Source organism: Ruminococcoides sp. (genome assembly GCF_057037865.1).
Genome location: NZ_DBLZMS010000002.1, coordinates 213,639 through 227,443, shown reverse-complemented (window position 1 = coordinate 227,443; position 13,805 = coordinate 213,639). Strand labels below are relative to the sequence as shown.

Sequence of the window (13,805 nt, the reverse complement as noted above, 5' to 3'; positions counted from 1 at the left end):
CACAATCAAATCGCATATTATGTGCGGTAGTCACCGTTGATTTTTACATAATCATAGGTAAGGTCGCAACCGTAAGCCTCGGCAGATGCATTGCCGTCACCTAATTTCACGAGAATTTCAATTTCGTCCTCAAGCAAAATCTCCTTAGCCTTGTCCTCATCAAACACAAGACCGTTGCCGTCCTTGCAAACAAGGATTTCACCCTTTGCGGATTTATATGAAACATCAATTTTTTTAACATCTGTTTCGGCACCGCTGTAGCCGATTGCGCAGAGGATCCTTCCGCAGTTTGCGTCAGCCCCGAACATTGCCGCCTTTACAAGACTTGAACAGATGATGCTCTTTGAAATAATCTTTGCGCTCTTATCGTCTTTTGCACCGTCAACCTTGCAGATAAGGAGCTTTGTTGCACCTTCGCCGTCTTTTGCAAGCTTCTTTGCAACCTTTTTGAATGCATCGGTAAGAACGGCTGTAAAGGTTTTGTAATCATCGTTCTTTTCTGTGATTTCCTTGTTGCCTGCATAACCAGATGCCATAATTGCAAGGGTATCGTTTGTTGAGGTATCGCCGTCAACGCTTACCATATTATAGCTGACATCAGCGGCTTCGATAAGTGCGGATTTGAGCATTTCGGAAGAAATTGCCGCATCGGTTGTTACAAAGGAAAGAGTTGTACCCATGTTAATATGAATCATACCGCTGCCCTTAGCAATACCGCCGATTGTAACCTTTTTACCGTCAAGAACCGTTTCGACAGCCCACTGCTTTTTCACGGTGTCGGTTGTCATAATTGCCTCTGCGGCAGAGATTCCGCCGTCCTTTGAAAGCGTGCCTTTGAGCTTTTCAATTCCGCTTGCAATGGGTTCAATCGGGAGAGGCTGACCGATGACACCTGTTGATGCAATGATTACATCGTTTTTGTCAACACCGAGAGCGTCTGCGGCAAGACTGCACATTTTCTCAGCCTTTTCATAGCCGTCAGGGTTACAGGCATTTGCATTGCCTGAATTTACGACAACAGCCTGAGCCGTACCGTTTTCAAGGTGTTTTTTAGTAACATATATAGTGTCGGACTTTACAAGGTTCTTTGTAAAGATAGCCGCACTGTTGCAAACCTTGTCGCAGTAAATGAGCGCAAGGTCTTTTTTAGTTGTGTTAGATGCTTTGACTCCGGCACAAATTCCGTTGGCTGTAAAGCCCTTTGCGGAAGTGACCGAGCCGTTTTCAATATACTTGATTTCCATAGATATTCACCCTTAAAATGCAGGCGGAACAATTACCAAACCTGTTTTTTCGTCAAGTCCGAAGATGATGTTCATATTCTGAATAGCCTGACCTGCGGCACCCTTGACCATGTTGTCGATTGCGGCACAGGCAACGAGCTTGTTTGCTCTCTTATCGTGGTGAATTGAAACATCACAGAAGTTAGAATATTTGATATTGTGAATGTCGGCACATTTGCCGTCATCAAGAAGTCTTACAAAAAATTCGTCCTTGTAAAAGTCCTCATAAGCCTTTCTGATTTGTTCAAAGGTTACACCGTCTTTGATGTCGGCATAAACAGTTGCAAGAATGCCACGGTTTACGGGGAGAAGGTGCGGAACAAAGGTAATAATAACCTTTTCGCCCGAAAGCTTTGAAAGAGTCTGCTCAATTTCGGGAGTGTGGCGGTGGCTTGCAACCTTATAGGCATGGAATCCTTCGTTAAGTTCGGGATAGTGGTTGCCCTGATTTGGCTTTCTGCCGGCACCCGTAACACCGCTTTTGCAGTCGCAAATGATGCCCTTTGTGCTGACAAGTCCGTTTACAATTGCAGGAGCAATTGCGAGCGGTGAACAGGTTGTGTAACAACCCGGATTCGCAACAAGCTTTTTGCCCTTGATTTTATCTCTGAAAAATTCAGGAAGTCCGTAAACTGCCTGTTCGTGAAGTTTTTTGTCAAGAAAAGTTCCGCCGTACCATTCGGTGTATTCTTCTTCGCTTTCAAGGCGGAAGTCAGCGCCGAGGTCGATGAATGCCTTGCCTGCATCAATGCACTTTGCGGCAAGCTCCTGTGAAAGACCGTGTGGAAGAGCGGCAAAGATAACATCGCTCTTTTCAACAACGGCGTCTTGATTTTCACAAACCATATCGTTCAAAAATGTATAAGACGGATAAACATCGCTCAGCTTGTCACCCTCAAAGGAAACAGAGCTGATTGCCGAAATTTCAGCCTCGGGATGAGCGGTAAGAAGTCTTACAAGCTCTGCACCTGCATAGCCGGTTGCACCGACAATACCTGCTTTTATTTTCATTGCTATCACCTAATCTATTGTAAATTTATATATTGTTCCTGTTGCTTAAAAACATTCTGACAAAACATAAAGTTTTCTCAATACCACGGATTTGCACACACAATTTCAATATTACGCTCGGGCAGAATATGCTTTTAATACTGCAAACTTTCTACACGAACCGGAAACGGCGGCTCGCCGTACTTTATATCTCTGTCAATTCATATTGACTTTTATTTGCATATACTATATAATAAGGCTACAGGGAAAACCGTTTAAAGCGGTTGACCTACTTTGTCTGGTGTAATAACCGTCCGAAAGTAGAGCGTCGGGCGGTTATTTTTTTATGTTTTAAGGAATCACTGATTAAATCGTTTGTGCATATTGCACCGTCAGATTTCTTGTCAGATTGAGCAAACAAACCACAGTAATGCTGTCGCATTACGAGGATTTTTTGAACAATATGGCGAGAAATATGCCAGCAAGATGTGCAAACAATATTCTAATGTGATTTATTCAGTGGTTCCTTAGTGACTTCTGCAAGTGCTACGAGTAAAATTACGAGTAATACCGTTTCAGTCATACATATCACCCCCATTCATTTGGGAGTGTCAACCGCCTTAACTTCCCTACAACCCCAACAAACCCGAAAATCGGGTTTATCGGCATTGAGTTTGTTTATTTATTAAATTATTTGAAACATTCCGTTAATTCGGAGTGTTATTTTATTTTTTACAGTTTTTCTGCGATTTCTGCAACACGCTTAGCCTGAGCCTTTACATTTGCCGATGCAGGACCGCCGAATACTGTACGCTCGTTTGTACAGCGTTCAAGTGAAATTGCACTGTAAACATCATCGTTGAACACATCGCAAACCTTTTTGTATTCGTCCATTGGAAGATTTTCGAGGTCTGTACCGAGTTCAATACATCTTGCAACGAGTTCGCCTGTTGCCTTGTAAGCATCTCTGAACGGAACACCGTTCTTTGTGAGCCAGTCGGCACAGTCTGTTGCGTTGATGAAACCGCCGGCTGCGGCTTTTCTCATATTTTCGGGAATGACACGCATTGTGTCGAGCATGGGAGTAAAGGCTGTGAGGCACATTTTAACCGTGTCGAGTGCGTCAAAGATAGCCTCCTTGTCCTCCTGCATATCCTTGTTGTATGCAAGTGCAGTACCCTTCATAATTGTGAGGAGCGTCATATTGTCACCGAAAACTCTGCCGCTCTTACCACGAACAAGCTCTGCAATATCGGGGTTCTTTTTCTGCGGCATAATTGATGATCCTGTTGAAAAAGCGTCATCAAGTTCAATGAATTTAAATTCCCAACTACACCACATAATGATTTCCTCTGAAAATCTTGAGAGGTGAACCATTATTATCGAAAGCACCGATGCAAATTCGATGCAGTAATCTCTGTCGGAAACACCGTCAAGAGAGTTGTTTGTAATTCTGTCAAAGCCTAGGAGTTCGGCTGTGATTGTTCTGTCAATCGGATATGTTGTGCCTGCAAGCGCACATGAACCGAGTGGCATTTCGTCCATTCTTTTAAGGCAGTCTTCAAGTCTTGAAACATCTCTCAAAAGCATTTCACCGTAAGCAAGGAGATGATGTCCAAAGGTAATCGGCTGTGCTCTCTGGAGGTGAGTGTAACCGGGCATAACGGTTTCGCTGTACTTTTCAGCCTTGTCGGCAATAACCTTAATAAGACCTACAACGAGATTTTTTACATTGACAACCTCTTTCTTGAGGTAAAGCTTGATGTCAACTGCAACCTGATCGTTACGGCTTCTTGAGGTGTGAAGCCTTTTGCCGTTGTCGCCGATTCTTTTGGTAAGCTCACCCTCGATAAAGGTGTGAATGTCCTCAGCCTCCATATCAATGTGCAGAGTACCGTTTTCGATATCAGCAAGAATGCCTTTAAGACCTTTTACGATATCGTTTGCCTCTTCTTCTTTAATAATGCCGCATCTGCCAAGCATTGTTGCGTGGGCAATGCTGCCCTCGATGTCTTCTTTATACATTCTGCTGTCGAATGAAATCGAGCTGTTAAAATCGTTAGTGGTTTTTGAAAGCTCCTTTTTGAAGCGTCCTTTCCAAAGCTGCATTATTATTTCTCCTTACATATAGATTGTATGGGCAAATCGACTGCCATACAGTAGCGGCAATCACTGATTGCCAATCGAAACGATTGTACAATCGTTTCGACTTAATTCAATTCATCTGCTTATTGTTATGCAATTATATATTCACATCTGTTCGTTTTGGTTTTACGACCAAAACGATTGGCGTTCGCTGAACGCCGCTACAATTGAGAAACGGCTTTCTTTGCACCAAAATATAGGGATTAAACGCATGAAATCGCATAAAAATAAAAAGGTGTAATAAACACTTATCGGGGCAGAGAAATTCCCTGCCCCCGATTATGTATGCAAATCAAAAATTCAATTATTTGATAAGGCCTTTCTTTGCACGAACCTTGATTGGAAGACCAAAGAGGTTGATGAAGCCTGCACTGTCGTTCTGGTCATAAACCTGATCTTCGTCAAAAGTAGCAATTTCCTCGTCATAGAGTGAATACGGGCTTGTTACGCCTGCATCAATGATGTTGCCCTTATAGAGTTTAAGTTTTACATCACCTGTTACATACTCCTGAGTGCTGTCAACGAAAGCTGAGAGAGCCTCACGGAGAGGTGTGTACCACTTGCCGTCATAAACGAGCTCTGCAAAAGCATTTGCAACATTCTGCTTGTAGTGGAGTGTGTCCTTGTCAAGGCAGATTTCCTCAAGCTTTGCATGAGCAGCATAGAGGATTGTACCGCCCGGAGTTTCATAAACGCCGCGAGCCTTCATACCAACAAGACGGTTCTCAACGATATCTGTGATACCGACGCCGTTTCTGCCGCCGATTTTGTTGAGTTCCTTAATGAGTTCAACGCTGTCGATAGCCTCGCCGTTAAGCTTTGTGGGAACACCCTTTTCAAATGTAAGAGTTACATATTCTGCCTTATCGGGAGCCTGCTCAGGTGAAACACCGAGTTCAAGGAAGCCTTCCTTATTGTACATCGGCTCATTTGCAGGATTCTCAAGGTCAAGACCTTCGTGGCTCAAGTGCCAGAGATTCTTATCCTTTGAGTAGTTTGTTTCACGGTTAATCTTGAGCGGAATATTGTGCTTTTCAGCATATTCAATCTCATCTTCACGGCTCTTGAATTCCCATGTTCTCCAAGGAGCAATAATCTTCATATCGGGAGCGTAAGCCTTGATAGCAAGTTCAAAACGAACCTGATCGTTACCCTTGCCTGTACAGCCGTGACAAATTGCGTCAGCACCTTCGGCCTTTGCAATTTCAACGAGTCTTTTTGCAATGATAGGACGGGCAAAAGATGTGCCGAGGAGGTACTTGCCCTCGTAAACAGCACCTGCTTTTACTGTGGGAATGATATATTCGTCAACAAATTCCTTGTTGAGGTCTTCAATGTAAAGTTTTGATGCGCCTGTTTTGATAGCCTTTTCTTCAAGACCGTCAAGCTCTGTACCCTGACCAACATCACCCGAAACAGCGATAACTTCGCAGTTGTCGTAGTTTTCTTTAAGCCACGGAATGATGATTGAAGTATCAAGACCGCCTGAATATGCAAGAACTACCTTTTTAATCTTATTGTCAGCCATTTTTGATTCCTCCGGAATTTGGAAACACTTTATGTCGGTGTTTCCTTTACTTAATTTTTATTACTCTTACATTATACACTCTGTTTTCAAAAAATCAAGTGTTTTTTGAATAAATATTCAATGTTTTTTCAAATTTGCATTTTTGGGTACAAATTGACCGAAATCTGCTTTGTTTTCGCTGTATTATCAGTGTTTTTGGCGGTTGATATGTCACATTCCCCCCTGAATTTCTGAAAAATGCATATATGCACAAAAAATGAATATTCATTTTATTCATCCATTTATGCATATTCATACATACATATACACCCATTTTGCATATTTTTTATTTTGTGAAAACCGCTGAAATCACTTCAAAAACCTGTTGACACCGTATGTGATACCATATATAATATTATTTGGAAATACGAAAACAGGCATTAAGACAAATTGTTGAAAGTGAGGCGAAAGATGATGAAAACACTTAACGATTATCTTGCAATGTCATATCGTATGGAAATTGTCGAGGACAGGAACGAGGGCGGTTTTGTTGTATCATTTCCCGAGCTTCCGGGTTGCATAGCCTGCGGTGATACGATTGAATCGGCTGTTGCAAATGCAGAGAACGCTAAAAAAGCCTGGTTTGAAGCCGCCTTTGAAAGCGGAGTTGTAATTCACGAACCCGACAGCCTTGAAGAATATTCGGGACAATTCAAGCTGAGAATCCCGAAAAGTCTGCACCGCTCACTTTCCGAACATTCAAAGAAAGAGGGCATAAGTATGAATCAATACTGTGTCTATCTTCTGGCAAAAAATGATGCAGTCTATTCAAAATAGAATTTTGAAAGCATATTATATAAAACACAATTGTTGAAAGGAAGATCTATATGTCAGCTTTTAAAGAGATAAATCCGAAAGAAATTGTTGAAAGTCCGTTTAAGCTTATCGGTGATGATTGGGCGCTTGTTACGGCAGGCGACAGGGAAAAATTCAACACAATGACGATAAGCTGGGGCGGTGTAGGCATTATGTGGGGTAAGCCCGTTGTATTCACCTTTATTCGTCCGCAGAGATATACATTTGCGTTTATGGAGAACGGCGACCGCTATACAATGAGCTTTTTTGATGAAAAGTACAGAGATGCCCTCAAATTCTGCGGTTCAAAGAGCGGTAAGGATTATGACAAGGTAAAGGAAACAGGTCTTACTCCTGCGTTTACGGAAAACGGCTCTGTATATTTTGAAGAGGCAAAGCTTGTTCTTGAATGCAAAAAAATGTACGCACAAAGTCTTAATGCCGAAAGCATTACCGACCGTGAAAGCGTTGACAAGTGGTATGACAACGACTTCCATAAAATGTACATCAGCGAAATTACAAAGGTTCTTGTAAAAGTATAATCGGTAATTTTAAATTCATCATGACAAAATGGCAGACAATCACACGGTTGTCTGCCATTTTCTATTTAAAAAACTGTACAAAAAATGTCCCTCACATTTTGTGAGGGACATTCCTTACTATATCGACTAAACGGAACGATATGTCAATTGCTTTAAAACTTATTAAAAGTTGCTGATGAGTTTTACAACAAACTTCTGAATAGTAGTAGCATCCTTAACTGTGATTGTGCTGTCATGGTCAACATCGGCAGCAGTAAACTGGTCGTTTGTGAATGCAACGAGCTGAACAACATACTTCTGAACTTCGGTTGCATCAAAAACTGTGATATCGCCGTCCATGTTAACATCACCAAGGGTTACATCGCCGACAAATACCGTTGATGCGTTTACTGATACTTTTTCAAAGCCTGCAATGCCTGTTACATCGCAAACCTTGCTGTTATTTACAACAGATGCCTGATTAAGCTTGTTGCCCTTTACATAACCTAATGTAAGGTACTGTGTGTCAAGATATACGCTTGCAGTACCTGAACCGATAACCTCAAATGTGAGTGAGATAAATGTATCTCCGTTGTACTGAGTAGGTACCTGTGGGTTAGTAAATATACCCTTAATTACATTGCTGTAAGCATTGTGAATAAGGTTTGACTGTGAAGGCATGATTGTCTGCTTGCCGTCTGCCTTGTTATCAGCCATGTTGAATTTGAGCTTGCTTGAATCATACTTAACAGCCCACTGTCCGTCAACAACGCCCATGTTTGAGTTGAGCTTGTAGAGAACAGTTACCTTCTTGCCGTCAGTGCTTACTGTCTTTGATGCAGAACCAAAGTAATTTGAAGTAGCGTTTACTGTGAGCTTCTGTGCAGGAGCAGTAGTCGGCTCTGTAGCTGTTGTAGGCTGTGTAGGTGCAGTCGGCTGTGTAGGTGCAGTCGGCTGAGTAGCTGTAGTTGGCTGTGTAGCTGTAGTCGGCTGAGCTGAAGTTGTCGGCTGTGTCGGTGGGATCGGACTTGTCGGAACAATGCCGCTCTCGATGTCGCCGTTCTTCATAGCATATGAATATGTGCCGTTTACACCGTTTCTTGTTGCGTCAACCTTGATTGTGCTTGTTTTCTTGAGAGCTGATGTTGCAACTGTGAATGCGCCTGTAACATCGTCTGCAGTAGCAGTATATGTTTTACCGTCAACTGTAACAGTTACCTTTGCAGCGCTGGCTGTAACACCTGATACAACGCTCTTGCCTGCAACTGCATATGTGAGTGTTGCAGGAGCAAGTACAAGTGCCTTCTGAGCTGACTTGAGGTCTGCAATCATAGCATTCATATCTTCAGCTGTTGTAGCGTCTTCGCCTGCTTTAATCATAGCCTCGGCTGACTTGAGAACCTTCTGAGCATTTGCCCAGCTCTCTGCTGTGTAGTCTGATGCTGTCATAGCAAGAATCTTTCTTGCTTCTTTCTTGAGTGATTCATAAGGTGAAACAACGATTGGCTTTGATGTAAGCTTGTATGTTGTACAACCTTCGTTTGTAATTTCGATTGTAGCGCCGTCTCTAACGCCTGTGATATCTGCTGTCTGACCTGAACCGCTGCTGAGAATAATGCTTACTTCGTCAACATTATCGAACTTAACAACATAGTTGCCGTCAGAATCTTTTTCTGTAAGAGCAACGCCCGGCCATGCGCCTGTGAGCTTCTGTGTATCATTCCAAGCATAGATTTTGTAGCTTGCAGATGGGCTGTAAGGCTTGATTGTTACGGAAACAGAACCCTCTGCAGGCTCTGGCTCGCCGCCGCCTCCCTGCTGGTTGCCCTTAGTTACTGTCTTAACCGATGTGTAGTTGCCGTTCTGAATTTCGAGAACAGCACCGTCATAAAGACCTGTGATATCGCCTGACTGTGAGCCGCTGCCGTTGTTGAGAACAACGCTGAATGACTTGTCGGCTGAAACAGGAAGTGTGAGTTCATATGTGTTTGCCTGACCTGAAACGGCTGCTGCCTTTTGACCCGGCCATGCACCGTTGAGTGCTGTGCTTGCACCTGTCCAAGCGTAAACATTCGGAGCGCCTGCTGTGCTCTTGATTGTAAGCTTTGATGTCTGACTTGCTGTCGGACCGGGAACAGTTGTGCTCTGTGTCGGGCTGGTTGTAGGTCTTTCGTCATTTTCGCCGAGCTTGAGGAATGTGAATTTAGCCTCTGAGGTTGCCTTGTCGTTTGTAGCTTCAACAGTTACTTCGATTGTATCGTTCTTGTAAGCTGTCTGACCGATTGTGAATGTGTCGCCGTCCTTAACAACAAACTTGTTACCGCCGTCAACAGAAACCTTTGCGCTGTCGCATTCCTTAAGAGAAACAGTAACCTGCTCTGTGCCGTAGAACTTCGGCTCGCCTGTGATTGATACGAGCGGCTGACCGTCAGCATTTTCCATAAGGATTGTGCCGTTTACACCGCTGTTGAATGTTACCTTACCGTCAGTAACAACTGAAGATGAGTTGTCATAAGTATTGATTATATAACTGCCGTCTTCCCAAAGAGTTGAAACATCAACAGTTACGCTTGAATTTTTGTTACAGCCGATTACTGCAGCTGCCTGATCTGTTACGCCGTTCTTATCGTATGTACGGCCGAAAGCAACACCGCTTGTAGCTGAGAGCTTAACATTTGAGCCGGCACCGATGGATACATGTTTGTTACGGAACTGACCAACCTTCTGCCACTGAGCAAGAAGAGTTTTGTCCATGTCGTTCCAGTTCATATCACTTCTGAGTGCATGACCCGATCCGCCGTAACCGTCAAATGCAACGCCGGGATAGAGAGGACGGTTGGTTTCGTCACCGTAGAAAATCTGAACTCCGCCCGGGAGAAGGAGGAATGCAGCCGCATTGTAAAGCATTGTGTTCTCATCGCCACGGGTAAGTGTTTCATCGTGTGATGACATAAATGAAAGAACGTTAAAGCCTTCCTTTGTGTTGATCTTGTCTGCATAGCCCTGATATGTGTTTGCAACACTACCGCTTGCAAGAGCACCGCCGCCTGTAACTGCGAAGTTAATCATTGAGTCGAAGCCGCCCTCGGAATAGTATGTGTCGTAGCCTACACCGTGATCCCAATGCTCGCCTGTCATCCAGAAATCTTCTTTCCAGTCAGCACCTGCTTTGCCCTTGTTGTTGGATCTCCACTCTCTGAGAGCAGAAACACAAGCCTGCTTGAGCTGGTTCCAAGAAGCCTTATCAACATGCTTTGCAGTATCGCAACGGAAACCGTCAACACCGTACTCCCTAACCCACTCTGAAAGCCAGGTTGAAAGGTAGCCTGTTACTGTGTTTGATTCACCGTATTTTGCGACCTTCTGAGCATATGTACCTTCCTGAGTCCACTTTGTTTTGAGGATCGGAGGAATTGTAACATCCTTTGTCTGCTCTGTTCTGAAGTCGGGAAGTCCGCTGAGTGACATTGTAAGATCACCGCCGGCACCCTCTGTATATCCGGGAAGACCGCTGCGGATCCAGTCATTGCTCCACCATTTGCCCCAGTCTTCTTCTGATGTTTTATAGTCAATGTGGTCGTTTACTTCACCTACATCTGTGAGCTTGTATTTGAAGTCTAACGCACCGTCAAGGAGAGTACCGAAGCCGAACTGCTCCATATCTGCAACGGTGTTGTAGCCTGTGTGGTTCATTACGATATCCATGATAACTCTGATACCGTGCTCATGCGCTGTGTCAACGAGAGTTTTGAACTCCTCTTTTGTACCGAAGTTTGCATCGGTTTCGGTATAGTCAAGAACATAGTAGCCGTGATATGAGTAGTGAGCAAAGCCCTTACCTGAATCACAATAGCCGTGGGTCTGCTCATACGGAGCTGAGATCCAAATTGCGTTTACACCGAGGTTGTCAAAATAGCCCTCTTCAATTGACTGAGTAACACCTGCAAAGTCGCCGCCGTGGAATGTACCGGGGTTTGTATCCCAGCCGTCAAGCGGTTTGCCGTCCTTGTCAAGTGTTCTGCCGTATGAATGGTCATTTGCGGTGTTTCCGTTCTTAAAACGGTCGGTAAGCAGGAAATACACATTGGCATTATCCCATGTAAAGCCGTCATCTTCAACAAGTGAACCTGCGGCAGTTGATGATGCAGATGTGCTGCTGTCATCGGAAACTGTTGCAGCACTTGCCGAACCAAATGCTACGGAAGCACCGGGGAGAGCCATACAAAGTGTCAAAACGGCACTGAGCGCTCTCTTCATACTTCTTTTTTTCATTGTTTGATTACTCCTTTCAAAGCTTTTAAAACGTAGGGTCAAACATCCCTAGACAATTTGATTTTATCACAAAACTCTCACAAAAACTACACATAATCCTTTTATTTTGTAAAAATAGCAAGTTACACAATCTTTACACTGGAATTTTATGCAAAATTACCCTTGTCGCTCTTCTGTTTTTATTTATAAAGACAGTTTCAATTGCCCCCCTGCCGAAAATTACATAAATACGGTCGGAAATAATAAGATTTGTACTTAACAAAACTTTATTCCCGACCGCAATTTTCGCTTTTTAATTTTTATCTTATCTGAGTCTTACATTCAAAAATCTGAGTTTAAAGGTTGAGCCGACGCCGAGTTTGGAATCTGCGGTAATATATCCGCCTGTTTTTTCAACAATTGATTTTGCAAGCGACAGACCTATGCCGACGCTTGACGGGGATGAATTTCGTGCTTTATAGAACCTCTCAAAAATGTGGGGCAAATCCTTCGGGCTGATTCCGCAGCCGTTGTCGCTTATGATGATTTCCGAATACATACTGTTCCTTTCGGCAGAAATTCTGACATAACCGCCGTCGGTATGCTCAATACAGTTTTTTACAATGTTTGAAACCGCTTCGCAAATCCAGCGAAAATCGCAATTAAGCTTAAAATCATTTTTGACGGTTTTTTCAATTCTCACATCACGGATATCGGCAAGAACCTCTGTGCGTGAAATGCACTCGTCAATTATTTTTTCAACCGACACATCTCCGAACTTCAATTCAACAGTTCCTGAATCAAGCATTGAGAGCGTGAGCAGACTTTTTACAAGGAAATTTATCGAATGGGCATTATGCGCTATATCCATAACAAAATCCCGTCTGATTTCAACGGGCATATCATCGTCATCAAGGATATTTTCGGTTGTAATCAAAATTGAAGTCAGCGGTGTTTTAAGCTGATGTGAAATGTCGGCAAGCGAATTTTTGAGGATTTCTTTCTCTCGCATTGAATTGTCGGCATACTCACGAAGCATTACCGTTGTTTTTTGAATCTCCTGCTTTAACAGTGACATATCGTCGTCGGTTGAGCCGTCAAGGTCGAGGTCGTACTCTCGGTTGTTTATTTTTTCAAGACACTTTACAATTTCAAGTCGCTGTCGCTTTTGCTTTTTGCAGTATCTTATGAACACAATGCAGAGCAAAATTCCGAACACACAAACACCTGCGGTTGCAATCACAATTGTAATCGTTGCATAACTTCCGCTCTGAATGTCAACCCAGCCGCTGTCGGATTTTATTCCGTACTTTGCAAAGTCGCCTTTTATGCCGGCAGTGTCGCTGTTTAAAATTTGAGCAAGCTCCTTTTCCGAAATGTCGGGATAATTTTCCTTAACTTTTTCCGCAACGGCAATTATCTTTTTATCTGTGCTTTCACGAACAGCGTTAAAGCCTGCACCGACGCCTACTGCAACAGCACAACAGAAAAGCCCCGTTATCGCAAGCATTACCGCAAGAAATTTTGATGTGTTTTTCATTATACCTCCAGCCTGTAACCAAGGCCCTTTACGGTTTTAATCATATTTGTATCAAGTTTTTTGCGAAGTCTTTTTATGTACACGGTCAGCGTGTTGTCCTCAACATAATTCCCCGACAAATCCCATATGCGTTCAAGAATCTGTTCACGGGTCAGCACCTTGCCGCTGTTTTTGGCAAGCATTGCAAACAGGCGGTACTCAAGCGCCGTAAGCACAACGGGATTGCCGTTTTTGCAAACCTGTTTTTTGTCAAAGTCAATGCTGATGTCGCCAAAATTCATAGCCATAGTTTTGTCGAGCTTCTTGGTAATTCGTTTAATTCTTGCAAGAAGCTCACGGCTTGAGAACGGTTTTGTTATGTAGTCCTCCGCTCCGAGGTCAAAGCCTTTTACAATGCTGTCCTCATCGTCAAGTGCGGTGAGAAAAATCACGGGAGTTTCGCACACTCTTTTTATCTCGTCACAAAGTTCAAAACCGTTGCCGTCGGGAAGCGACACATCAACAATAAAAAGGTCAAAGTCACCGCCGAGAGAGTTAAGGGTTGATTCGGCATTTTCACACAACGCAACCTCAAAGCCGTTTTGTTCAAGAGTGTAAACAAGTCCTTTTGAAATTGCACGGTTGTCCTCAATAAGAAGAATTTTCACAACAAGTCCTCCAAAATGAAATTCGGGCGGATTAAATCAATAATCCGCCCGTCAGCAATGAAAACA

General features: G+C 43.3%; 9 protein-coding genes. 2 read left to right on the top strand and 7 right to left on the bottom strand.

All coding sequences use genetic code 11. The features are described 5' to 3' along the window. Positions 1–17: 17 nt before the first annotated feature. The 4 genes from argJ to AC2HW8_RS02760 all read right to left on the bottom strand — a co-directional run bounded on the left by argJ (position 18) and on the right by AC2HW8_RS02760 (position 5,946). Positions 18–1,244, bottom strand: coding sequence for a bifunctional ornithine acetyltransferase/N-acetylglutamate synthase (gene argJ, locus AC2HW8_RS02775; protein ID WP_484327117.1), 1,227 nt, complete (start codon positions 1,242–1,244; stop codon positions 18–20). Positions 1,245–1,256: 12 nt separating this feature from the next. Continuing rightward, on the bottom strand, positions 1,257–2,294 hold the full coding sequence (gene argC / locus AC2HW8_RS02770; protein ID WP_021883823.1) for an N-acetyl-gamma-glutamyl-phosphate reductase: 1,038 nt from the start codon (positions 2,292–2,294) through the stop codon (positions 1,257–1,259). A gap of 711 nt (positions 2,295–3,005) precedes the next feature. Next, positions 3,006–4,382 (bottom strand): argininosuccinate lyase, encoded by a 1,377-nt coding sequence (gene argH / locus AC2HW8_RS02765; protein WP_015523079.1) that lies wholly within the window; start codon positions 4,380–4,382, stop codon positions 3,006–3,008. 340 nt (positions 4,383–4,722) lie between these two features. Next, positions 4,723–5,946: an argininosuccinate synthase gene (locus AC2HW8_RS02760; RefSeq protein WP_015523080.1), complete on the bottom strand. Its 1,224-nt coding sequence runs from the start codon at positions 5,944–5,946 to the stop codon at positions 4,723–4,725. Positions 5,947–6,396: 450 nt separating this feature from the next. On the opposite strand from AC2HW8_RS02760, the gene AC2HW8_RS02755 reads away from it, so the two are divergent. Then, positions 6,397–6,762: a type II toxin-antitoxin system HicB family antitoxin gene (locus AC2HW8_RS02755; protein ID WP_484327116.1), complete on the top strand. Its 366-nt coding sequence runs from the start codon at positions 6,397–6,399 to the stop codon at positions 6,760–6,762. Between the two features lie 50 nt (positions 6,763–6,812). Then, a complete protein-coding gene (locus AC2HW8_RS02750; RefSeq protein ID WP_015523082.1) occupies positions 6,813–7,322 on the top strand; it encodes a flavin reductase family protein in 510 nt (169 codons plus the stop codon). 162 nt (positions 7,323–7,484) lie between these two features. On the opposite strand, the gene AC2HW8_RS02745 is transcribed toward AC2HW8_RS02750, so the two are convergent. The 3 genes from AC2HW8_RS02745 to AC2HW8_RS02735 all read right to left on the bottom strand — a co-directional run bounded on the left by AC2HW8_RS02745 (position 7,485) and on the right by AC2HW8_RS02735 (position 13,739). Continuing rightward, on the bottom strand, positions 7,485–11,573 hold the full coding sequence (locus AC2HW8_RS02745; RefSeq protein ID WP_484327115.1) for an alpha-amylase family glycosyl hydrolase: 4,089 nt from the start codon (positions 11,571–11,573) through the stop codon (positions 7,485–7,487). Positions 11,574–11,877: 304 nt separating this feature from the next. Then, positions 11,878–13,092 carry a sensor histidine kinase gene (locus tag AC2HW8_RS02740; RefSeq protein ID WP_484327114.1) on the bottom strand — a complete coding sequence of 405 codons (1,215 nt, stop codon included), beginning with the start codon at positions 13,090–13,092 and terminating at the stop codon, positions 11,878–11,880. Beyond that, entirely contained in the window at positions 13,092–13,739 is a 648-nt protein-coding gene (locus AC2HW8_RS02735; RefSeq protein ID WP_101070823.1) for a response regulator transcription factor, read from the bottom strand. The genes AC2HW8_RS02740 and AC2HW8_RS02735 overlap by 1 nt, the downstream gene beginning before the upstream one ends. Positions 13,740–13,805: the final 66 nt, after the last annotated feature.

What these genes read in the sequence shown, in the direction of transcription:
- argJ (WP_484327117.1), bottom strand. Translation starts at nt 1,244, where the DNA reads ATGGAAATCAAGTATATTGAAAACGGCTCGGTCACTTCCGCAAAGGGC.
- argC (WP_021883823.1), bottom strand. Translation starts at nt 2,294, where the DNA reads ATGAAAATAAAAGCAGGTATTGTCGGTGCAACCGGCTATGCAGGTGCA.
- argH (WP_015523079.1), bottom strand. Translation starts at nt 4,382, where the DNA reads ATGCAGCTTTGGAAAGGACGCTTCAAAAAGGAGCTTTCAAAAACCACT.
- AC2HW8_RS02760 (WP_015523080.1), bottom strand. Translation starts at nt 5,946, where the DNA reads ATGGCTGACAATAAGATTAAAAAGGTAGTTCTTGCATATTCAGGCGGT.
- AC2HW8_RS02755 (WP_484327116.1), top strand. Translation starts at nt 6,397, where the DNA reads ATGATGAAAACACTTAACGATTATCTTGCAATGTCATATCGTATGGAA.
- AC2HW8_RS02750 (WP_015523082.1), top strand. Translation starts at nt 6,813, where the DNA reads ATGTCAGCTTTTAAAGAGATAAATCCGAAAGAAATTGTTGAAAGTCCG.
- AC2HW8_RS02745 (WP_484327115.1), bottom strand. Translation starts at nt 11,573, where the DNA reads ATGAAAAAAAGAAGTATGAAGAGAGCGCTCAGTGCCGTTTTGACACTT.
- AC2HW8_RS02740 (WP_484327114.1), bottom strand. Translation starts at nt 13,092, where the DNA reads ATGAAAAACACATCAAAATTTCTTGCGGTAATGCTTGCGATAACGGGG.